25 protein-coding genes, 1 tRNA gene and 1 pseudogene are annotated in these 19,845 nt (G+C 65.5%); 14 read left to right on the top strand and 13 right to left on the bottom strand.

What is annotated here, in order from left to right; translation table 11 throughout:
* Positions 1–69 precede the first annotated feature (69 nt).
* Positions 70–417: a hypothetical protein gene (locus tag B3E91_RS14060; RefSeq protein ID WP_287029999.1), complete on the bottom strand. Its 348-nt coding sequence runs from the start codon at positions 415–417 to the stop codon at positions 70–72.
* A 63-nt stretch (positions 418–480) separates the two neighbouring features.
* Here B3E91_RS14060 and B3E91_RS14055 point away from each other — a divergent pair.
* Positions 481–960, top strand: a pseudogene (locus B3E91_RS14055) (DNA cytosine methyltransferase); the annotation flags it as partial.
* 42 nt (positions 961–1,002) lie between these two features.
* Here B3E91_RS14055 and B3E91_RS14050 read toward each other — a convergent pair.
* Positions 1,003–1,314 (bottom strand): hypothetical protein, encoded by a 312-nt coding sequence (locus B3E91_RS14050; protein WP_287029998.1) that lies wholly within the window; start codon positions 1,312–1,314, stop codon positions 1,003–1,005.
* 164 nt (positions 1,315–1,478) lie between these two features.
* On the opposite strand from B3E91_RS14050, the gene B3E91_RS14045 reads away from it, so the two are divergent.
* On the top strand, positions 1,479–1,811 hold the full coding sequence (locus tag B3E91_RS14045) for a hypothetical protein (RefSeq protein WP_287029997.1): 333 nt from the start codon (positions 1,479–1,481) through the stop codon (positions 1,809–1,811).
* 24 nt (positions 1,812–1,835) lie between these two features.
* On the opposite strand, the gene B3E91_RS14040 is transcribed toward B3E91_RS14045, so the two are convergent.
* The gene (locus B3E91_RS14040; RefSeq protein ID WP_287029996.1) at positions 1,836–2,078 is read right to left on the bottom strand and encodes a hypothetical protein; all 243 of its coding nucleotides are present in this window, start codon (positions 2,076–2,078) and stop codon (positions 1,836–1,838) included.
* Between the two features lie 230 nt (positions 2,079–2,308).
* On the opposite strand from B3E91_RS14040, the gene B3E91_RS14035 reads away from it, so the two are divergent.
* The 10 genes from B3E91_RS14035 (at position 2,309) to B3E91_RS13990 (ending at position 7,454) form a co-directional block, all read left to right on the top strand.
* Complete coding sequence (locus tag B3E91_RS14035) at positions 2,309–2,815, top strand: DUF4406 domain-containing protein (protein WP_287029995.1); 507 nt, start codon at positions 2,309–2,311, stop codon at positions 2,813–2,815.
* Positions 2,812–3,498, top strand: a complete 687-nt coding sequence (locus tag B3E91_RS14030; RefSeq protein ID WP_287029994.1) for a hypothetical protein — start codon at positions 2,812–2,814, stop codon at positions 3,496–3,498. Before B3E91_RS14035 ends, B3E91_RS14030 begins: the two co-directional genes overlap by 4 nt.
* Positions 3,444–3,884: a DUF7694 domain-containing protein gene (locus B3E91_RS14025; RefSeq protein ID WP_287029992.1), complete on the top strand. Its 441-nt coding sequence runs from the start codon at positions 3,444–3,446 to the stop codon at positions 3,882–3,884. The genes B3E91_RS14030 and B3E91_RS14025 overlap by 55 nt, the downstream gene beginning before the upstream one ends.
* An 82-nt stretch (positions 3,885–3,966) precedes the next feature.
* Entirely contained in the window at positions 3,967–4,194 is a 228-nt protein-coding gene (locus B3E91_RS14020) for a hypothetical protein (protein WP_287029990.1), read from the top strand.
* 2 nt (positions 4,195–4,196) lie between these two features.
* A complete protein-coding gene (locus tag B3E91_RS14015) occupies positions 4,197–4,850 on the top strand; it encodes a hypothetical protein (RefSeq protein WP_287029988.1) in 654 nt (217 codons plus the stop codon).
* Entirely contained in the window at positions 4,847–5,209 is a 363-nt protein-coding gene (locus B3E91_RS14010; RefSeq protein WP_287029986.1) for a hypothetical protein, read from the top strand. The genes B3E91_RS14015 and B3E91_RS14010 overlap by 4 nt, the downstream gene beginning before the upstream one ends.
* On the top strand, positions 5,206–5,637 hold the full coding sequence (locus B3E91_RS14005; protein WP_287029984.1) for a hypothetical protein: 432 nt from the start codon (positions 5,206–5,208) through the stop codon (positions 5,635–5,637). The genes B3E91_RS14010 and B3E91_RS14005 overlap by 4 nt, the downstream gene beginning before the upstream one ends.
* Complete coding sequence (locus B3E91_RS14000) at positions 5,637–6,080, top strand: hypothetical protein (protein ID WP_287029983.1); 444 nt, start codon at positions 5,637–5,639, stop codon at positions 6,078–6,080. Before B3E91_RS14005 ends, B3E91_RS14000 begins: the two co-directional genes overlap by 1 nt.
* A 2-nt stretch (positions 6,081–6,082) precedes the next feature.
* Entirely contained in the window at positions 6,083–6,313 is a 231-nt protein-coding gene (locus tag B3E91_RS13995; protein WP_090231214.1) for a hypothetical protein, read from the top strand.
* 1 nt (position 6,314) lies between these two features.
* A complete protein-coding gene (locus B3E91_RS13990) occupies positions 6,315–7,454 on the top strand; it encodes a tyrosine-type recombinase/integrase (protein ID WP_287029980.1) in 1,140 nt (379 codons plus the stop codon).
* 103 nt (positions 7,455–7,557) lie between these two features.
* Here the strand turns inward: B3E91_RS13990 and B3E91_RS13985 are convergent.
* Positions 7,558–7,634: transfer RNA gene (locus B3E91_RS13985), tRNA-Val, on the bottom strand.
* A gap of 174 nt (positions 7,635–7,808) precedes the next feature.
* Between B3E91_RS13985 and B3E91_RS13980 the strand changes: the two genes are divergently transcribed.
* Positions 7,809–9,092, top strand: coding sequence for an NAD(P)/FAD-dependent oxidoreductase (locus B3E91_RS13980; RefSeq protein WP_287029979.1), 1,284 nt, complete (start codon positions 7,809–7,811; stop codon positions 9,090–9,092).
* 40 nt (positions 9,093–9,132) lie between these two features.
* Here the strand turns inward: B3E91_RS13980 and B3E91_RS13975 are convergent, their stop codons facing one another.
* The 8 genes from B3E91_RS13975 to yiaY all read right to left on the bottom strand — a co-directional run bounded on the left by B3E91_RS13975 (position 9,133) and on the right by yiaY (position 16,510).
* Positions 9,133–9,819, bottom strand: a complete 687-nt coding sequence (locus B3E91_RS13975; RefSeq protein ID WP_287029978.1) for a PA2778 family cysteine peptidase — start codon at positions 9,817–9,819, stop codon at positions 9,133–9,135.
* Between the two features lie 76 nt (positions 9,820–9,895).
* Positions 9,896–11,755 carry an alpha/beta hydrolase family protein gene (locus B3E91_RS13970; protein WP_287029977.1) on the bottom strand — a complete coding sequence of 620 codons (1,860 nt, stop codon included), beginning with the start codon at positions 11,753–11,755 and terminating at the stop codon, positions 9,896–9,898.
* A gap of 22 nt (positions 11,756–11,777) precedes the next feature.
* Positions 11,778–12,932 carry a pyrroloquinoline quinone biosynthesis protein PqqE gene (gene pqqE, locus B3E91_RS13965; protein WP_287029976.1) on the bottom strand — a complete coding sequence of 385 codons (1,155 nt, stop codon included), beginning with the start codon at positions 12,930–12,932 and terminating at the stop codon, positions 11,778–11,780.
* Positions 12,904–13,182 carry a pyrroloquinoline quinone biosynthesis peptide chaperone PqqD gene (pqqD, locus tag B3E91_RS13960; protein ID WP_090231220.1) on the bottom strand — a complete coding sequence of 93 codons (279 nt, stop codon included), beginning with the start codon at positions 13,180–13,182 and terminating at the stop codon, positions 12,904–12,906. Before pqqD ends, pqqE begins: the two co-directional genes overlap by 29 nt.
* Positions 13,183–13,264: 82 nt before the next feature.
* Positions 13,265–14,017, bottom strand: coding sequence for a pyrroloquinoline-quinone synthase PqqC (pqqC, locus tag B3E91_RS13955; protein WP_273234480.1), 753 nt, complete (start codon positions 14,015–14,017; stop codon positions 13,265–13,267).
* An 87-nt stretch (positions 14,018–14,104) separates the two neighbouring features.
* Entirely contained in the window at positions 14,105–15,016 is a 912-nt protein-coding gene (gene pqqB, locus B3E91_RS13950; protein WP_287029974.1) for a pyrroloquinoline quinone biosynthesis protein PqqB, read from the bottom strand.
* Positions 15,017–15,061: 45 nt separating this feature from the next.
* Entirely contained in the window at positions 15,062–15,133 is a 72-nt protein-coding gene (pqqA, locus tag B3E91_RS13945; protein ID WP_003291121.1) for a pyrroloquinoline quinone precursor peptide PqqA, read from the bottom strand.
* 228 nt (positions 15,134–15,361) lie between these two features.
* Positions 15,362–16,510 carry an L-threonine dehydrogenase gene (gene yiaY / locus B3E91_RS13940; RefSeq protein ID WP_273234483.1) on the bottom strand — a complete coding sequence of 383 codons (1,149 nt, stop codon included), beginning with the start codon at positions 16,508–16,510 and terminating at the stop codon, positions 15,362–15,364.
* Positions 16,511–16,850: 340 nt separating this feature from the next.
* Here yiaY and B3E91_RS13935 point away from each other — a divergent pair, with 340 nt between their 5' ends.
* A complete protein-coding gene (locus tag B3E91_RS13935; protein WP_287029973.1) occupies positions 16,851–18,821 on the top strand; it encodes a sigma-54-dependent Fis family transcriptional regulator in 1,971 nt (656 codons plus the stop codon).
* 91 nt (positions 18,822–18,912) lie between these two features.
* Here B3E91_RS13935 and B3E91_RS13930 read toward each other — a convergent pair.
* The coding region (locus tag B3E91_RS13930) for an aldehyde dehydrogenase family protein (RefSeq protein WP_287029972.1) at positions 18,913–19,845 on the bottom strand (933 nt) is incomplete at its 5' end.

Below are 19,845 nucleotides of genomic sequence, written 5' to 3'. Positions count from 1 at the left end.
AACGCCACGCTTCAGCAACCTCCAAACTAGTTGGCGGCTTTAGCTGCACTGAAGCGCCTGACGCAGCGCTCAGTTGGGATCACTCTCAAGCATACGTACAAGCTGCTCCTCAAGTGACCACATGTCCTCCTCCCTTCCTGTTGAAAGAGTGATCCTCGGATGATGGCTGCATAGGTAGCGCACCCGGTCCTCCGTGAGATTTGTGTAGCTGGCAATCGTCCTGGTGCTTCGATAGCTCCACTTATGCTCTGGACCTCGCTGCAAAAGCATCCACTTGTAGATTCTTTTTGAATCTCGGCGATCGCGGAGCGCAACGTGCGCGCACTGAACGCCGTAGAGCACGAGCCCCGCAACAGCACCACCCGCCGCACCGCCCAATGACGTCGAAATGATGTCATTCCACAGCTGCCCGTCCATGCAATACCTCCCTATCGACTCATCGCAGAGGATGCTCTATGCAGCCCGCTCGGCGCCACCATTCGCCAGTTCGGCGCGAGCATCGGCCAGGGCCTGGAAGAACCGGCGCCGACCATCACCGCTGGCGGTGGCGGAAAGTCCGCGCTGGTCGAACTGCACCTATCGCCAGAGGCCGAGGAAGGCGCGCTGCGCTGCGCGGCGTTCCTTATGAAGTACTTCGGGAAAGGAGAAGGCGTGATCGGCATGGACGAGACCGTGTCGACGTTGACCACCAAGGACCGCCTGGCCCTGGTGACCGTATGGATCGGCGGGAACCCCTACGTGATCGTCGACATCCACTTGCGCATGCTCCAGCCCCACGAGCTGTATGCCGCCCAGGGCTTCCCGCCGAACTACATCATCACCCACGGGCACGACGGTCGGCGCTTTACGAAGTCGGAGCAAGTGTTCATGTGCGGCAATAGCGTCAGCCCGCCGCCGATGGCGGCGATCGCAAGGGCGAATGATCCGTGGAAGGAGGAGCGGGAGGCGCTGGCGGCTTGAGGAGGGATAGGCAACGGCTTGTTGCCCATCCGAGTACTTCGGTCAGGACGACTTGTTGGGCCACAGCACGCCTTGCTTGAGATCGTCGCCAAGGTTCTTTTTCAGAGCCATCTCGGCGCGCTTTCGCCTGTACGGGTCGTAGGGGTTCCCGATATTGATCCGGAGAATTTGCGCCTCGATGGGAGCCGCCACGGCCTCCTCGAGATATCGTCCAAGGACATGGGGCCGCCAGATGCACTCCCTTGAGCCGTAATGGGCGCCAGGTACGGTGTTGCCTTCCAGGTAGAATTCGTCGAATAGCCGGACATCTACTTCTCCAGCCTCCAATCTCTCCAGTGCAGTTGATGTTTTCATGGTCGTTTCCAAGATGGGCATGACACGCCTCGGCTATAGTCTGGCGACCTTGAATGACATCAAAGGGCCGTAATTCCGGGCGATGTGACCGACGGTCCTCCGTTCTCGAAATGTGCCGTTCTGCCGACGAAACCCCATCGACGCCACCGCCTGCACCCCGCAGAATGCTGGATATCCAACCAGTATTCGCCGCCATGTATTTCGACATCGTCCCGATGCGCGTCCGGGGTAAGCCGCGCGAGCCGCGAGACCTGCGCAACGCCCAGCCGGTACGCGGTGACGTGCACATGATGCAGGAGCGCGAAACGCCGCTTGGCCGCGCCTCCACCGTCGCCTACCTGCAAAATCAGCACCACGATCTGGACCAGCTGCCCAGGCTCTACGACGCCGTGATCCACGGCATGGCCAGCAACGGCGCCACCATCACCGGCATCGAGCTGGTCGACGGCGCCGCCTACGCCCAGTCCTGGTGGATCAGAACGCCTGGCCCGGCGTGAGCCGAATAAGCCGTGCTATTCGGCTCACGCAAGCGGCACCTGAATCGCCAACCCAGCCGCCTGCAACCCCTCGGCGATCTCATCGAGCACCGAGAGGGTGAGCAGTTGGCGGGTTTCGATGATGAGGCGGCAGGGGTCGTTTGGGTCGGCCGGCGGCTCGCCCCAGATGTGAACGCCAAGTTCCCTTTCGCCGGCGGGTGCAACGACCACTTGGCACACCTGGGTGAAGTCCACGCTCGCGATTTCGCTGGGCTGGATGACCTTCATTCTTCGCTCCATGAAGAAAAACGGACGTGACTGGCTGTCACGCAATCGACTGGCGGGCTCAGCCGCCCACGCCGCACGGCACCACCCGCTGGGCGGGAAGGCACGTGCGAATAGGCCGCCCCACCCGGCTGCCATCCTTGCCCGATGCGCAGCCGGGCGAGCGGCGCCCGCGGAGTATCCCATCTTTCCCTTACCGATCACCGCCATCTGCCAGGCGGCAAGGAGTCGCTATGCATGCCCCAACCCTCAAGCGCATCTACGTGAGCGGCCCGATGACCGGCCTGCCAGACCTCAACTTCCCCGCGTTCTACGCCGAGGCTGCGCGCCTTGAGGCGATGGGCTACGAGGTGGTGAACCCCGCGTCGCTCAACCCGCCGGACGCCACCTGGTCCGAGTGCATGCGCACCGACATCGCCGCACTGATGACCTGCGATGCCCTGGTGCTGCTCCGCGGCTGGGCGGACTCCAACGGCGCGATGGTCGAGCTGCAACTGGCCCACCGCTTGGGCATGCGCGTGCTGACCACAGCGGAGATTCCAGCACCAGCAGCGCCAGCGGCGGCCGGCACCATCGCAGTGGATGCCGAGACGCTGCGCACCATCCTCCAAGCCCTGCTCGGCCCGCCGCATCTCATCCGGGAGCAACAAGCCTTCGCCGATCTACCAAACAGCGCGATCAACAAGCTGGTCCACCAATACGAAGCATGGGCAACCGAGCAGCCGAGGAAGCAGGCATGAAGGAATGTCCGATTCTGTTCAGCGGCTCGATGGTGCGGGCGATTCGCGAAGGCCGGAAGACTGTGACGCGGCGGGCGATGAAGCCCCAGCCCGTTCGGAACGGCAACTTCTGGGAATGGGCAGGTGCCGGCTGGTCCGACCGGATCGCCAGCATCACGCCGGTCGCGGGCCACAGCCTCGCTACTCGTTGCCCATACGGCGAACCCGGCGACCACCTGCGCGTGAAGGAAGCCGCCTGGATGTGGTGCGAGCGCCAGCCCAACGGCCTCACGCCTACGGGCCGGCCAAAGTGGCACTACGTCCCGATGCGTGAAGCACCGGTGATCTACGCCGCCGACCACCCCGACAAACCGCAGACCCGCATCGTCTCGCCCGACACCGGCAATCAATGGGGCTGGCGGTTGAAGATCGGCCGCTTCCTACCGGCGTGGGCTGTGCGTATCGAACTGGAGATCACTGCGATCACCGTCGAACGCCTCCAGGACATCAGCACCGAACAGGCCCTGGCTGAAGGTGTGCAGCCTTTCGCCGCCGGCGGATTCCACGTCGAGGACGGCCGCCACCACCACGCCGCGGATCCGCGCCTGAGCTTCGCCAGCCTCATCGAATCCACCACCGGGAACGGGCTATGGGCAGCGAATCCCTGGGTCTGGGCCATCAACTTCAAACCGGTGACACCATGAGCCTCTCCCGCAACGAACGCCGGGCACTGCATCGCTCCAACGAGTCGCAACCTCGTTACCTCGCGCAGGTGCCGCGCGCGGCCTGGCCAGCACACAACCAGCCAGGCCTGATCGAGGTGTGGCGCAGCCGCCACTACCTCGTGCAGGTCTTCGACGAGGCAGAGGGCGTGCAGCGCCTCAGCGTGTGCCGCACCAGCCATAACGGCGACAGCTGGGTCGACCAGATCACCTGGGACGAACTCATGCAGTGCAAGCGCGAATGCGGCCGCGGTGACCGGGATGCCCTGGAGGTTTACCCGGCAGATCGCGACGTGGTGAACGTCGCCAACATGCGCCACCTCTGGCTGCCGCCAGCGCCCGTTCCCTTCGCCTGGAGAAAGCGATAACCGCCCGCACCTTCTGCCGCACCCACCGCAAACCCGCCAGCGAATGCCCGTGCTTCCGCTGCAACCCGCCGGAGCCCACGCCATGCCCGAGCCCCACCGCCTGATCGCCAGCCACTGCGAGGACGTCATCGGCCGCCGGCTGATCGTCCTCGCCGGCATGCCCGGCAACCGCGCCGAGCTCTACCCGAAAGACCTCCGCGCCCTCGCCCGCCAACTCATCCAGATCGCCAACTACGCCGACCAGGGCGCCACCGGCCTCATCACCTACCCGGACGACCTGTCCGTCACCTGCCAGAAGGAGACGCCATAGCCATGGAGAACACCACCGATTTGCTCGAACTGATCCGCCGCGCATGGCGCCTGATCCCTTCCGAGACCATGATCGACCCAGCATTCGCCGAGGAGCACTCGGCCTGGCATCTCGAAGCGAGCGCTGTTCTGCGAGCGCTTGAAGGGCATCCGCCAGCCACTGCGCGGGTCGTGATGCCTGATCTGCAGCGGCTCGCAACTGAGCTCTGTGATGCGGTCGAGAACATCAACGACCTTCCGCCGGTGAAATATGCGCTCCAAGCGGGGCGTGCGGTGAACAAGGTGCGCGACGAAGTAGCCCGCCTCAACGCCTCGCCTGCCGAGCAGCAGACCGACGCTGCGCGTGACGTCCTGGCCGAGCGCCAGCGGCAGATCGCCTTCGAGCTTTGGACACCCGAGCATGACGATGAGCATGTCTGCGATGAGATCGCGGCTTTCGCAAGCTTCTACGCCATGCCCCCTGCGGCGAGGGAATGGGACGCTACCAGCACCGGCTATGGCCTCACCCTCGGCCAGGCTATCGTCCCCGCAGGTTGGCAGACCAAGACCGGCGACCGGCGGCGCGAGCTGGTGATTTCAGGCGCCCTGATCCTCGCCGAGATCGAACGTCTGGACCGCGCAGCCCTCTCCATCACCCAGCAGGAAGTGAAGCCGTGAAGGCCCGAATAGAAAAGAAGCTGAGCAACCGGCTTACTCAAATCGCGCCGTCGCAGTTCCCTCGCTCTTGGGTAGACAAGGTGGTCAGCGAACTGGCCTGGAAGCAACGCACCAGGGTAAGCCAGATTCGCAGCGTTGGTGGAGGCACCGACTACTGGGGCGAAGGCATGGACGCGTACACCGTCTGGGCTGATTGGCGTATGAACTGGTACTGGCATGGCCCATTCAAATCATACCCGGAAGGCCATGAGTATGAAGGCTGCCCGGATACAGGGACCTTTCGACCAACAACGCGAAACCTGCTGCGCCTGGCGGCAGACTGCGAGCGCGCGAGGCGCGGCAAGGACGGTGCGCGATGAGCCTCCCCTACGAAAACGCCACGTCGGGCGACAAGGCCTTCGCCGAAATCCAGAAGATCCTCGCCCGCTTCGGCTGCGACAACTACGGGATCATGCAGAAGCGCGCCGAGCAGGTGACGCTGCTTCAATTCGAATGGCACGGCCGAACGGTGCAGGTGCCGGCGAACTGGGGCGGCTACGCCACCACTTGGCTGCGCGAGCACCCGCACACTTCCCGCATGCGCTCCACCCAGGCGGAGTATCGCGAGCGAGCGATGGAGATCGCGCAGATCGCTGTGTGCTCGGTGCTCCGCGACTGGGTGAAGGCCCAGGTCACCATGGTCGAGTGCCAGCTCATGACGCTCGAGGAAGTCTTCATGCCCCACATGCTGCTGCCGAACGGCAAACGCCTGGTCGAGCACGCCCAGAAACTGCTGGAGAACGACTGATGAGCGACGACATCATCGACTGCCCGGCCCTGCACCAGCAGAGCGCCAACTACCCCTTCGGCCGCCGCGTGCCGAAGACCGTGCGCATGCTCCGCCACGTAACCCCGGACCCGATGCCGGGGATCGGTCTGGCCTATCTAGACCAAGGCAAACCGATCCCCGAAGCGCCGGCAGAGGCGCTGATCCCGGTCTGGACCAACCGCCACGGTGCGGTCGCTGCAGTTCTCCCAGACGGCCAGCGCCTCGGCCTGAAGCCGGATGAGTTCGAGGTGGTCGAGTGGCTCGACCTCGACCCGCCCGACCCGCTGCCGGCCGCCCTCGCCCTGCTCAAACGCGCGAATCGCTACGTCAGCGTGCACGCCAGCATCGGCGGCCAGAAGCTGGGCGCCGAAATCACCGAGTTCATCGCCAGCGCCGGAAGGCAGGCGCGCAAAGGAGAATGAGCATGGCCAGGGTCATTTCACAGATGACGGTGCAACTGCCTCGCCTTATGGAGGCCAGCGAGTACCGCAAACTTCGGTACGCCGGCGGAAAACCGAGTCTGCAGCAGTTGAAGAAGTGGATCGAGGAAGGTGAGTTGGAAGGGGAAATCCGAGGCGGCGTGTACTTCGTGGATTTGCAGGCCGCCCTGCTGGGCAGCAGCGATCCGCTTCTGGCCCGAATGCTGGAGCATTGACATGCCGCCGCGCCGCCGCAATGCAAAAAATCGCGATCTCCCGCCCAACCTGTACCCCAACGGGCGCTACTGGCAGTACCGCAACCCCATCACCGGCAAGAAGACCAGCGTCAATAAGCCATTGGCCGAGGCAATCAAACTCGCCAGAGCGGCCAACGCGAAGCTGGCGCCGCTCATGGCCGACGACGGTGCACTGCTAGCGCTGATCACCGGAGAAGAGGCGCCCACCGTAAAGCGCCTCCTCCAGCGCTTCGAGCTGGAGTGGCTGCCCTCTCGCGGGCTCGCGGAGTCGACGGCGAAAGAGGTGCGCATCAAGCTGGAGCGCTACCGCGCCGACTTCAGCGGGAAATTGGTCGGGCAGATCGACGTGCTCGCCATGGCAGACTACCTCGACCAGTTCACGAACAACGCCTACACCAAGCACCGCGGGTTGCTGATCCAGGTCTGGGATTTCGCCGTCGCCAAGGGGTTGGCCGAGCGCAACGTCGCCGATATGACGCTGAAGAAGAAGGAGGCCGAGAAGAAACGCCAGCGCCACACCCTGGAGGGCGTGCAGAAGATGCTCTCCGCGGACACAACACCGGACTGGCTGCGGCGCGCGATCCGCCTGGCCCTGCTCAGCCTGCAGCGGCGCGAGGACTTGGTGACGTGGCAGCGGACCGCTGTCGATATGGCGGAAGGCATCATCAGAGTCAGCCCTGGGAAAACCTCCGGCTACGAGAATCCTATCCACCTTGAAATTGAAATGGGTCCTGACCTGCGCGCTGTAGTCCAGGAATGTTTGGCGGACCCGATCGCCGGCCCCACCCTACTCCGCTACCGGCCTATGGCGCGCCGCCGCGAGCAGATCGACGCGAAGCAGCATTGGTCAGCAATTACCGAAAACTACCTGACGAACGAGTTTCGGAAAGCCCGCGACGCGGCTCATGCCTACGACCAAATCGAGGACCCACGAGCGCGACCGACCGTGCATGAACTCCGCGCGCTCGGTGCCTGGCTCTACGAACAGCAGGGGTATCCGCTGGAGTATGTGCAGGCGCTGATGGGTCACGCTGACGGGGAAATGACCGCTTATTACCAGGGAGGGCACGTGAAGCAGGAGGCCCATTTCACGAGGGTTCAGGCGGGGTTAAAGCTGTAGATCGGGTGGTGCGTTTTCCCAATCTATTCCCAATGATTGCCCAAAACAAAAAAGGCGATCCTTTCGGATCGCCTTCTAAGCCCCGTGCAGTACGGGTTCTGTTTGGTAGGCACAATTGGATTCGAACCAACGACCCCCACCATGTCAAGGTGGTGCTCTAACCAACTGAGCTATGTGCCTGCATTGGCCGCGCATTTTACGGAGCGGCGCCGGGGTGTCAACTATTTTTTCGCTAACGTGCTGAAAAAACGTGTTTTTTAAAATCTGGCCAAGGAATGAACAGCGCTGGCGGCGGAGTGAGCTTCTCGGTTAGCATCGCCGCATCCGTAAAAAATAAAGAACAGAGACTCCAATATGTCGCACACAGCCTACCCGCAGTCCTATTACGCCGCCTCCGCCAACCCGGTGCCGCCGCGCCCGGCGCTGGACGGCGAGGTGCAAACCGACGTGTGCGTCATCGGCGCCGGCTATACCGGCCTGTCGACAGCCCTGTTCCTCCTGGAGAACGGTTTCCGCGTGACCGTACTGGAAGCGGCGAAAGTGGGCTTCGGCGCGTCCGGGCGCAACGGCGGGCAGATCGTCAACAGCTACAGCCGCGACATCGACGTCATCGAGCGCACGCTGCCCGCACAGCAGGCGCGGCTGCTCGGCGAGATGGCATTCGAGGGCGGGCGCATCATCAGGGAGCGGATCGCCACCTACGGCATCGCCTGCGACCTCAAGGACGGCGGCGTCTTCGCCGCGCTGAGCGCCAAGCAGATGGGTCATCTGGAGTCGCAAAAGGCGCTCTGGGAGCGATATGGCCATAGCCAACTGAAACTGCTCGACCGTCAGGGCATGCGCGACGTGGTGGCCAGCGACAACTACCTCGGCGGCTTGCTGGACATGAGCGGCGGGCATATCCACCCGTTGAACCTCGCGCTTGGCGAAGCCGCGGCGGTGGAATCCCTTGGCGGCACTATCCACGAGCAATCACCCGCCACACGCATCGAGCGCGGCGCCAATCCGGTCGTGCACACGCCTCGGGGTCGTGTACGGGCGAAGTTCGTCGTGGTCGCCGGCAACGCCTACCTGGGCAACCTGATCCCGGAGCTGGCAGCGAAGTCGATGCCCTGCGGGACCCAGGTGATCACCACCGAGCCGCTGTCCGAGGACCTGGCGCGCTCGCTGCTGCTCCAGGATTACTGCGTGGAGGACTGCAATTACCTGCTGGACTACTACCGCCTCTCCGGCGATCGTCGGCTGATCTACGGCGGTGGCGTGGTCTACGGCGCCCGCGACCCGGCGAACATCGAGGCGATCATCCGGCCGAAGATGCTCAAGACCTTCCCGCAGCTCAAAGACGTGAAGATCGACTTCGCCTGGACCGGTAACTTCCTGCTCACCCTCTCGCGCCTGCCACAGGTCGGCCGGTTGGGCGACAACATCTACTACTCCCAGGGCTGCAGCGGGCATGGCGTGACCTACACGCACCTGGCCGGCAAGGTCCTGGCCGAAGCGCTGCGCGGCCAGGCCGAACGCTTCGATGCCTTCGCCGGGCTGCCGCACTACCCCTTCCCCGGCGGTCGGCTGTTGCAGGTGCCGTTCAGCGCGCTGGGCGCCTGGTATTACACGCTGCGCGACAATTTCGGCCTCTGAAGGCGAATGAAAAACGGGGCTCGCAAGCCCCGTTTTTTCGTCACTGCGCGGTCGTTTGCGTCGGCCAGCGTTCGGCCGCCGTGCGGTAGGCGCGCTGCGCGGCGTCGGCACGGCCGGCCTCCTTCAGCTCTGCCGCGGCCTTGAGCCAGACAGGGCGCTGTGCACTGGCCGGCAACAGGCTGGCGGGCAGCGTCAGCACGGCCCAGCGCTCGCTGCTTTTCCAGGTCTTCTCGAACGCCGCGAAGTCGCTTTGCAGCCGGCGCGAACCGCCGGAGCGCAGCGTCAGCGTCTGCTTGTGCAGGTCGTAGCCGACCACCACCGCGTAATGCCATTCCGGCCACATGTCCATGCCGATGTTCTGCAGCACCAGAACCGGGTTGCCCGCCGCCACCTCGCCGAGCAGCGCGTCCATCGTCGGCTGCAACGGATAGACCAGCATGTCGTGGGCCTCGGCGGTGGCGACCAGCGCCGGCCGCATGTCGTCGCGACCGACGATGTAGACGCGGTCCTTGAGCAGGCCGGGGTCGGTGTTCACGCCGCGCTGCAGGAGCATGCTGGCCATCGCCGCCGGAGCGCTCTGGAAGGCGTTCTGCGGGAAGAACGGCACATCGCTCAGCTCGACCCGCTCGGGAAGACGCGAGGTGATCGGCGAAAGAACCGGCTCGCTCGAGCAGGCGGACAGCAGCACGAGCAGGGCCAGGGGAAGCAGACGTTTCAGTGTGGGCATCGGAAGGCGGCACTGGAAAAAGATGGCGCTGAGCATATCGGTGATGCCCGCGTTCACCAAGGACAAACGGCGCCCATCAGAGCAGCGCCTGGTAGAAGCGCCACTCGCACTCCAGCACCTCGGCCAGGTGCGCGGCCTGGCGAAAGCCGTGACGCTCGTCGGGATACAGGTGGTACTCGACGGCAATGCCGTTGCGTCGCAACGCCTCGACCATCGCCTCGGTCTGCGCGGGCAGCACCACTGCATCGCGTCCACCCTGGAAGAAGATCACCGGTGCGCTGATCCGCTGCGCGTGCAGCAACGGCGTACGCGCCGCATAACGCTCGGCATCGCGCTGCGGATCGCCGATCAGCCAGTCCAGATAGTCGGCCTCGAACTTGTGTGTCACCCGGCCCAGCGCCAGCGGATCGCTGACGCCATAGAGGCTGGCGCCGCCGCGGAAGACATCGGCGAACGCCAGCGCGCAGAGCGCCGTGTAGCCGCCCGCGCTGCCGCCGCGAATGAAGGCACGGCGCGCGTCGACGAGGCCACGCTGCGCCAGATGCTGCAGCAGGCTGCAGGCGTCCTGCACGTCGCTGCTGCCCCACTGCGTCCTCAGGCTGTTGCGATAGTCGCGGCCGAAGCCGCTGCTGCCGCGGTAGTTGAGATCGGTGACGGCGAAACCACGCTGGGTCCAAAACTGGATGCGCGGATCGAACACCGGGTAGCACGCCGACGTCGGGCCGCCATGGAGGAACACCACCAGCGGTGGCTTTTCGTCGTCGATGGCGCGGCAGTCGGCGTTGCGCGGCGGATAGAAGAACGCGTGCGCCTCGCCATCGCCGCTGGCGAAACGCAGCGCCTCGGGACGCGACAGGTCGCCCTCGCCCAGCGCGACGTCGCCGCCGGCGAGCACACTGACCGCGCCGCTGGTCCGCTCGATGGCGAGGATCGCGCTGCTGCACTCGGCCGAGGCGGCAATCGCATAGAAATGCCGGTCATCCGCGGCGACCTGGCGGAAGCGGCTGAATGCCTCGGCGAGACGTCGTTCGCCGGCGGACGTGGCCTCGGCCAGCACGCCGAAACCGTCCTCGAAACGACTCAGCAGCAGGCCGCTCGCCAGTGGCAGGTAGCTACAGGCGCCCAATTGCCAGGGTGCGGCGGCATGGTCCGACTGTGCGATCGCCCTGTCGTCCAGCCGTTGCCACTGGCCACCCTGCTCCACCCACGGCTGCCACCAGCCGCCGACATCGCTCAGGCAATGCAGGCGACCCTCCTGGGCGAAGCGCGGCTGCTGCAGCGATGTGCCACCCTCCGCACCGGCCAGACAGCGCGGGCTGCCCCAGCGCCCGTCCGCGTCGCGCTCGGCGACGCACAGCCGGGTGGCGGTCCAGGGTTGCTCCGGGCGGTTCCATTCGATCCAGGCGAGCCGACAGCCATCGGCGCGAAGCGTGGGCGCGGCGTAGAAATCCGCCCCTTCGATGACGACCTCGCGGGCACCATCGCGCAACGACAGGGAGACGATCCGGTGCCGCACGCCCGCATCGCCGTGCTCTTCCTCGACGGCGAATATCGCATCGCCGAACGCATCGTGCTGCAGATCGCCATAGCGGCGCGCGGCGCAGTCGGTGAGCGCCTGGGGATCGCCGTCCAGGGCCTGCCGATAGACCTGCTGATCCGCCTCGCCGACGAAGGCGACGCCGTCGCGGGTCACGCAGAACGCGCCGCCACCGTATTCATAAACCCGGCTGCGCAGCGAAACGCCGGCCGGCGACAGGCAACGGCGCTCGCCGGCGCGGTGAAACCACAGGGTGCTGCGCGCATCCGAGGGGTCGAACTCGATCCACAGCACGCCACCATGTCCGGCGCGCAGTTCGGCAAAATCGCGGCTGGCCGCGGCGGCGTTCCCGGCGCTCCAGCGGCTGGGCCAGAATCCGTAGCTGTGGGCGGTGCTCACGCGGGACACGGGCAAGCGACCGTCAGGCCTTGGCGATGAGGCGTGAGGCGCGCTCGTTGCGAAATTGCAGCTGGTCCATGCCGAGCGCGGCTTCTTCGGCCTCGCGGCGCGCGTCGAGGATCAGGCCATGCTGTGCGGACTTGCTGCACACCGGGTCGGCGTTGGCCGCGTCACCGGTGAGCATGAACGCCTGGCAGCGACAGCCGCCGAAATCCTTGCCCTTCTCGTCGCAGGAGCGGCACGGCTCGCGCATCCAGTCATCGCCACGAAAGCGGTTGAAGCCGAACGAGTCGTGCCAGATGTGCGCCAGGCTGTGCTCGCGCACGTTGGGAAACTGCACCGGCAGTTGCCGCGCGCTGTGGCACGGCAGCGCGGTGCCGTCCGGGGTGATGTCGAGGAACAGGTTGCCCCAACCGTTCATGCAGGCCTTGGGGCGCTCCTCGTAATAGTCCGGGGTGACGAAGATCAGCTTGCACGGGTGGTTCTGCGCTTCGAGCTTGTCGCGCCACTGGTGGGTGATGCGCTCGGCGCGCTGCAGCTGCTCGCGGGTCGGCAAGAGCCCTGCGCGGTTGAGCTCGGCCCAGCCGTAGAACTGGCAGGTGGCGAGTTCGACGAAGTCCGCTTCCAGCTCGATGCACAGCTCGATGATCCGCTCGATGCGGTCGATGTTGTGCCGGTGGGTGACGAAGTTCAGCACCATCGGATAGCCGTGGGCCTTCACCGCGCGGGCCATTTCCAGCTTGTGGGCGAACGCCTTCCTCGAGCCTGCGAGCAGATTGTTCACCTCTTCGTCGGCGGCCTGGAAGCTGATCTGGATATGGTCCAGCCCCGCCTCGCTGAAGCTGGCGATGCGTTTTTCGGTCAGGCCGATGCCGGAGGTGATCAGGTTGGTGTAGTAGCCCAGGTCGCGCGCCGCCTTGATCAGCTCGGCAAGGTCCTGGCGCACCAGCGGTTCGCCGCCGGAAAAGCCCAGTTGCGCCGCACCCAGCTCGCGCGCCTGGCGAAACACCTCGATCCACTCCGCCGTGCTCAGCTCGGCGCTCTGCTGGGCGAAGTCCAGCGGGTTGGAGCAGTACGGACACTGCAACGGACAACGGTAGGTCAGCTCGGCCAGCAACCAGAGCGGCGGCCCGGGCGTGTGGCCCGGCTTAGCGAAACTCGATCCAGTGCTTTGCATGGGCGATATCCAGGAATTCGAGAACATCCGGCGCCAGGTCAGGCGCATCGGGGAACTGCGCGCTCAGCGCGGCGACGATGGCGGCAGTGTCGCGCTGGCCATCCACCTGTTTGAGGATTTCCGCGGCGCTGCCGTTGAGCTTGATCATCCCCTCCGGATAGAGCAGCACGTGGGCGTCCTGCGCCGGCTCGAACTGGAAGCGATAGCCGCGGCGCAGCGCCGGTACTCGCGCGAGGGAGGTCATGAGCACAACCCGTAGGGTGCGCCGTGCGCACCACGAGATATACCGACGGGGAGGCTGGTGCGCATGGCGCACCCTACGGTTCGACGCCTCATAGCGCGATCCCCTTGTGCCAGACCCGCTCGCCGGTGACCGTATGGTACGGCGGGCGCTCCAGCTCATAGGCCATGCTCATGGCGTCGAGCATGCTCCAGAGGATGTCCAGCTTGAACTGGAGGATATCCAGCATGCGTTGTTGCGACTCGGCCGTGGTGTAGTGCGCCAGGGTGATCCGCAGACCGTGCTCGACGTCGCGCCGCGCCTGGCTCAGACGATTGCGGAAGTAGTCGTAACCGGCGGGGTCGATCCACGGGTAGTGCTGCGGCCAGCTGTCCAGCCGCGACTGGTGGATCTGCGGCGCGAACAGCTCGGTCAGCGAACTGCTCGCCGCTTCCTGCCAGTTCGCGCGGCGGGCGAAGTTGACGTAGGCATCCACCGCGAAGCGCACGCCCGGCAGTACCAGCTCCTGCGAGAGAATCTGCTCGCGATCCAGCCCCACCGCTTCGCCAAGGCGCAGCCAGGCTTCGATGCCGCCCTCCTCGCCGGGCGCGCCATCGTGATCGAGGATGCGCTGCACCCATTCGCGACGGGTGTCGCGATCCGGGCAGTTGGCCATGATCGCGGCGTCCTTGAGCGGAATGTTCACCTGGTAGTAGAAGCGGTTGGCGACCCAACCCTGGATCTGCTCGCGGCTGGAACGCCCCTCGTACATCGCCCGATGGTAGGGATGATGAATGTGGTAGTAGGCGCCCTTGGCGCGCAGCGCCTGCTCGAATTCGGCGGGGGTCATGGCAGTCATGGACATCGAAGCACTCCGTGGCGACGCCGCTCTCCCGGGCTGCGCGGGCGCAGCGTTGGCGGCACTGTTCATACGACGGCGCGCGGCGCGCACCTACAGGGTGATGCTCATTCCGTCGAACGCGACTTCCACGCCGTGGGCAGCCAGTTGCGCGCGCTCGGCGGAGTCCTCGTCGAGGATCGGATTGGTGTTGTTGATGTGAATGAGCACCTTGCGCGGCGCGGCCAGTCCGTCGAGCAGTTCGAGCATGCCGCCCGCCCCGCTCTGCGGCAGATGGCCCATCTCGCTGCCGAGCTTGTCGCCGACCTCGCAGACGCGCATCTCGTCATCGCGCCACAGCGTGCCGTCCACCAGCAAACAGTCGGCGCGGGCCATGGTCTGGCGCAACGCGTCGCTGACCTGGCCAAGCCCTGGCGCATAGAACAGCGTACCGCCGCCGTTCAGGTCCTCCACCAGCAGGCCGAGGTTGTCGCCCGGGTGCGGGTCGTGGCGATGCGGCGAATACGGCGGCGCCGCGCTGCGCAGGGGAATCGGGGTGAAACGCAGGCCGGGGCACACCGGAATGACGAAGCTGCCTTCCAGACCGATGGGGTTCCAGCGCAGGCCGCCGTTCCAGTGTTCGAGCATGTTGAACAGCGGAAAGCCGGTGGTCAGGTCCTGGTGGACCATCTCCGTGCACCAGACTTCATGCGGGCAGCCTTCACGCAGGCTGAGCAGCCCGGTGGTGTGGTCGATCTGGCTGTCCAGCAGGATGATCGCGCCGATCGCCGTGTCACGCGACTTGCGCGCCGGCTGCAGCACGGGAAAGGCTTCGAGTTGGGCACGGATGTCGGGGGATGCATTGCACAGGATCCAGTCGACGCCGTTGTCGGACAGGGCGATGGAGGACTGGGTGCGGGCGCGGGCGTTCAGGGTGCCTTCGCGCAAGCCGCGGCAGTTGCGGCAATTGCAGTTCCACTGCGGAAAGCCACCGCCCGCCGCGGAACCGAGAATCTGGATATGCATGGGGAGCCCTGGCAGGAAGCCCCGGCAGGGCCGGGGCGGAACGGATCAGCGGTTGGCGAAGTACATGGTCACTTCGAAGCCAATGCGCAGGTCGGTGTACTCGGGCTTAGTCCACATGGCGTTTCCTCTCTTGGATTTATGGGCCGGAAAAACTCCGGTACCCCACGTTCGCGCCATTTCGCAAAAAGCGAAATGGTACTTTGGAAGCAGACAGCGCCCTGCTTCGGTAGTGCCCGCCGGTAACAACTGCCGCAGAGCTGCGACAGCTGTTCGACGACGGGACTCTGCAGGGAATCGCATGCAAAAAAAACGCGGCCTGGGCCGCGTTTTGGTCGTGCGACAGGCTTACAGCGCGGCGTGGAAGATCGCCTCGATCTGCTCCTGGCTGGCCGGACGCGGGTTGGTCAGACCGCAGGCATCCTTCAGCGCATTGGCGGCGAGGACCGGGATGTCCTCGGCCTTGGCACCGAGGGCGATCAGGCCGGCGGGGATGTTGACGTCCGCCGACAGCGCGCGAATCGCCGCGATGCAGGCCGCGGCGCCGGCCTCGGCGTCCAGACCCTGCACGTCGACGCCCATGGCCTGCGCCACATCGGCCAGACGCTGCGGACAGACGGCGGCGTTGAAGCTTTCCACGTGCGGCAGCAACACCGCGTTGCACACGCCGTGCGGCAGGTCGTAGAAACCGCCGAGCTGGTGCGCCATGGCGTGCACGTAGCCCAGCGAGGCGTTATTGAACGCCATGCCGGCGAGGAATTGTGCGTAGGCCATCGCCTCGCGCGCCTCCATGTTCTTGCCGTCGTTCACCGCCTGGCGCAGGTTCTGCGAGATCAGCGTCACCGCTTTCAGGGCACAGGCATCGGTGATCGGCGTCGCGGCGATGGAAACGTAGGCCTCGACCGCATGGGTCAGGGCGTCCATGCCGGTGGCGGCGGTCAGCCCGGCCGGCATGCCGACCATCAGCGACGGGTCGTTGACCGAGAGGATCGGGGTCACGTTGCGGTCGACGATGGCCATTTTCACGTGGCGGCTTTCGTCGGTGATGATGCAGAAACGGGTCATCTCGCTGGCGGTGCCGGCGGTGGTGTTGATCGCAACCAGCGGCAGCTGCGGCTTCGCCGACTGATCGACGCCCTCGTAGTCGGCGATCTTGCCGCCGTTGCTGGCGCACAGGGCGATGCCCTTGGCGCAGTCGTGGGGCGAGCCGCCACCGAGGGAGATGACGAAGTCACAGCCTTTCTGCTGCAGCAGGGCCAGGCCCTTCTCGACGTTGCCGACGGTGGGGTTGGGCTGCGCGCCATCGAACAGGCTGGATTGGATGTCCTGCGCCGACAACAGCGCGGCGACCTTGTCGGCCACGCCGGCCTTGGCGAGACCTGCATCGGTGACGATAAGAGCGTGACGGAATCCGAAGTTGCGGATGGCCAGCATGGCCTCTTCGAGACTGCCACTGCCCATCATGTTTACCGCGGGGATGAAGAACGTGCTGCTCATCAGGGTGCTCCTCCTGCGCTTTTCGCAGGACTGTGTTTGTATGCCGCACCGAAGCTACTCCCGCCGATGTCCACCGACACTGATGTCAGGCAACAAAACGGCCTGATTGCCGCACCCCGTTCCCAATGAGGCGATGGCGTGCAGTGGTGCAGGCGTGCGACAGGTGTCGCACCCTGGAAGGCGCGGTTGGCGGGGGAACCCGACCAATGGGCAGGCGGAATGGTCGAGGGCTGCCTGTAGAGTTAGGCTGAGGAAGTACCGGGCACCTTGTGTCGCAACAACAAGAACAGGACAGCTCGTCCGCCGATGCGTGGACCGAGCGCCAGCAGTTGGAGTCGCCATGAACCCTTCGCCGTTGGCCCATCCGGGCAGTCAGGACCTGAACCGTTTCATCCTCGATCATTTCGCCGAGCGCTCGGTACGTCCGGAGGGCGTGATCGCCCAATCCTGGCACCGCAGCATCGTTCAGCACGGCCTCAACCCGCGGGGGCGCAACGAGAAGGTCATCCTCACCGCCGCCGAGATCCGTCGCCACCAGGAGCTCAACCAGGAATACCTGGCGATCGCCGGGCAAGGCGTCACCGGCCTGTCCAAACGCGTCGCCCAGGCCGGCTTCGCCGTGCTGCTCAGTGACGAGAACGGCATCACCCTGGATTCGCGCCTGCCTGCGCAACGCGATCCCTACACCCAGTCCGGGCTGATCATCGGCGCGCGTTGGGACGAATCGGTGGTCGGCACCAATGGCATCGGCACCTCGCTGGTGTCGCAGCACGCGCTGACCATCCACCGCGAGGAACACTTCCTGGCGGCCAACGCGCGGATGAGTTGCTCGGTCTCGCCGATCTTCGACCCGCTGGGCAAACTCAAGGGCTGCCTGAATGCCTCCTGCCTGGACATGGACGGCCCCAAGGAAGCCCAGCACCTGACCCTGCAACTGGTGGTCATGTATGCGCGGATGATCGAGAACGCCTACTTCCGCCACAGCTATCGCGACTGTCTGACCCTCGCGCTGAAACCGCGCGACGAGATCAGCGACCTGGCCAGCGAGCAACTGCTGGCGCTGGACGAAGGCGGCAACGTCGTCGGCGCCAACCATGCCGCCTTCGTTGCCCACCAGAAGGGCCGCCAGTTGATCGGCCGGGCCATCGACAGCCTGCTGCCGCTACGGGTCGACGAGTTGCTCGACCTCAGCAAGGGCGGCGCGCGCAGCCTGATGCTGCGTACCCTCGACGAGGAAGCGCTGATCGAAGTCGCGCTGCGCATCCCGGCCGGCGCACCCGCGGCTACGCGCCCGGCCGGTTCCTACGTCGCACCGAACGGCGAGCCGAACCGCTCGAAGCCCGCCTCGCCCGATCTCGAGCAGCTCAGCGGTCGCGACGCCGGTCTGCAGGCCAGCGTGCAGCGCCTGCGCAAGCTGCTGGACAAGGGGTTGCCGATTCTTCTGGAGGGCGAAACCGGCACCGGCAAGGAAGCCTTCGCCCGCGCCATCCACGCCGCCAGCCGGCGCGCGCGCGGGCCATTCGTCGCGCTCAATTGCGCGGCGATTCCGGAAACCCTGATCGAGAGCGAACTGTTCGGCTACCGCAGTGGCAGCTTCACCGGCGCCAACCGCAAGGGCATGAAGGGCAAGCTGGAGCTGGCCAACGGCGGCACCCTCTTTCTCGACGAGATCGGCGACATGCCGGCGCACCTGCAGACGCGCCTGTTGCGGGTGCTGGCCGAGCGGGAAATCTTCGCCCTCGGCGCCGAGGAGCCGGTACCGCTGGACGTCCAGGTGATCTCCGCGACACACCAGGACCTGCAGGCGATGATCCAGACCAAGAGCTTCCGCGAAGACCTCTACTACCGACTCGGTGCCGCCGTGGTCCACCTGCCGGCCCTGCGTGAACGCAGCGACAAGGCCTGGCTGATCCGCACGCTGCTGGGGGCGGAGCAGCAAGGCGCCTACCTGCAACCCCAGGCGCTGGAGGCGCTGCTGGCGTGCCCGTGGCCGGGGAACATCCGTCAGTTGCTCAACACCCTGCGCTACGCCGTGGCGCTGGCGGAAAACGGCTGTATCGGCATGGACTGCCTGCCGGCGGAGCTGACGCGCGCGACGCGGACGTTGCCTCTGTTGCAGACGCCCGAAGGTGTCGCCGGGGGCAGCCTCCAGGCACGCATCGGCGATGTCGAAGGCCAGGCGCTGCTGGACGCGCTGCGCCAGCACAAGTGGAACGTCACGGCGGCGTCCGATCAGTTCGGCATCTCCCGCTCGACGCTTTACCGCAAGATGAAGAAGCACGGCATCGTGCCGCCGAATGCGCTGGGCTGAGGAAGTTAGTCAGATGTAGGTATTCACCCTCTCCCCGGCCCTCTCCCCCGAGGGAGAGAGGGCTGGCAATGCGAGGAGGAACCGTCCTTCGTCAGTTCTGGATGTAGACGACGTGGGTGTGGGTGAACTCGTAGAGGCCGTGCTTGCCGTCCGCGCCGCCGATGCCGGATTTGCGCACGCCGGCATGGAAGCCCTGCATGGCCTCGAAGTTCTCGCGGTTGATGTAGGTCTCGCCGAAGTCGATCTCGGCGCAGGCCTTCATCGCCGCGCCGAGGCTGCGGGTGTAGATCGATGACGTCAGGCCGTATTCGCAGTCGTTGGACAAGGCGATGGCTTCATCCAGGTCATCGATGATCTGCACCGGCAACACCGGGCCGAAGATTTCCTTGCGCATGATCTCCATGTCGGACTTGCAGCCCGCCAGCACCGTCGGTTGGTAGTGGAAGCCCTTGCCCAAATCGGCCACGGCGCCACCGGTGACGATCTGCGCGCCCTGGCTGCTGGCGGTCTTGACCATCTGCGCGACCTTGTCGAGGCCGATCTGGTTGACCAGCGGGCCCATGTCCAGGTCGGCGTCGGTGGACGGGTCGCCGTACTTGGTGGCGGCCATAGCGCTGGCCAGCTTGTCGATGAACTGGTCGGCCACCTTGCGCTCGACGTAAACCCGCTCGGCGCAGTTGCACACCTGCCCCGTGTTGATCACCCGCGAGGCGGTGATCGCCTTCACGGCCAGTTCGAGGTCGGCATCGGCCAGCACGATGGCCGGCGCCTTGCCGCCGAGTTCCAGGTTGAGCTTGGTGATGTTCGGCGCGGCGGCGGCCATGATCCGCGAGCCGGTGGCGACGCTGCCGGTGAAGCTGATCAGGTCGACGCCGGGATGGCTGGTGAGGGCATGCCCCACGCCGGCGCCGGTGCCGCTGACCACGTTGAACACCCCGGCAGGCAAATCGGTTTCGGCCACCAGGCGGGCGAACTCGAAGCAGTTGATCGGGGTTTCCTCGCTGGGCTTGATCACGATGGTGTT

Source organism: Pseudomonas sp. UBA6310, assembly GCF_002438225.1.
GTDB lineage: Bacteria > Pseudomonadota > Gammaproteobacteria > Pseudomonadales > Pseudomonadaceae > Pseudomonas_O > Pseudomonas_O kuykendallii.
The sequence above is the reverse complement of the archived record's forward strand: the minus strand, read 5'-3'. Positions and strand labels throughout refer to the sequence as shown.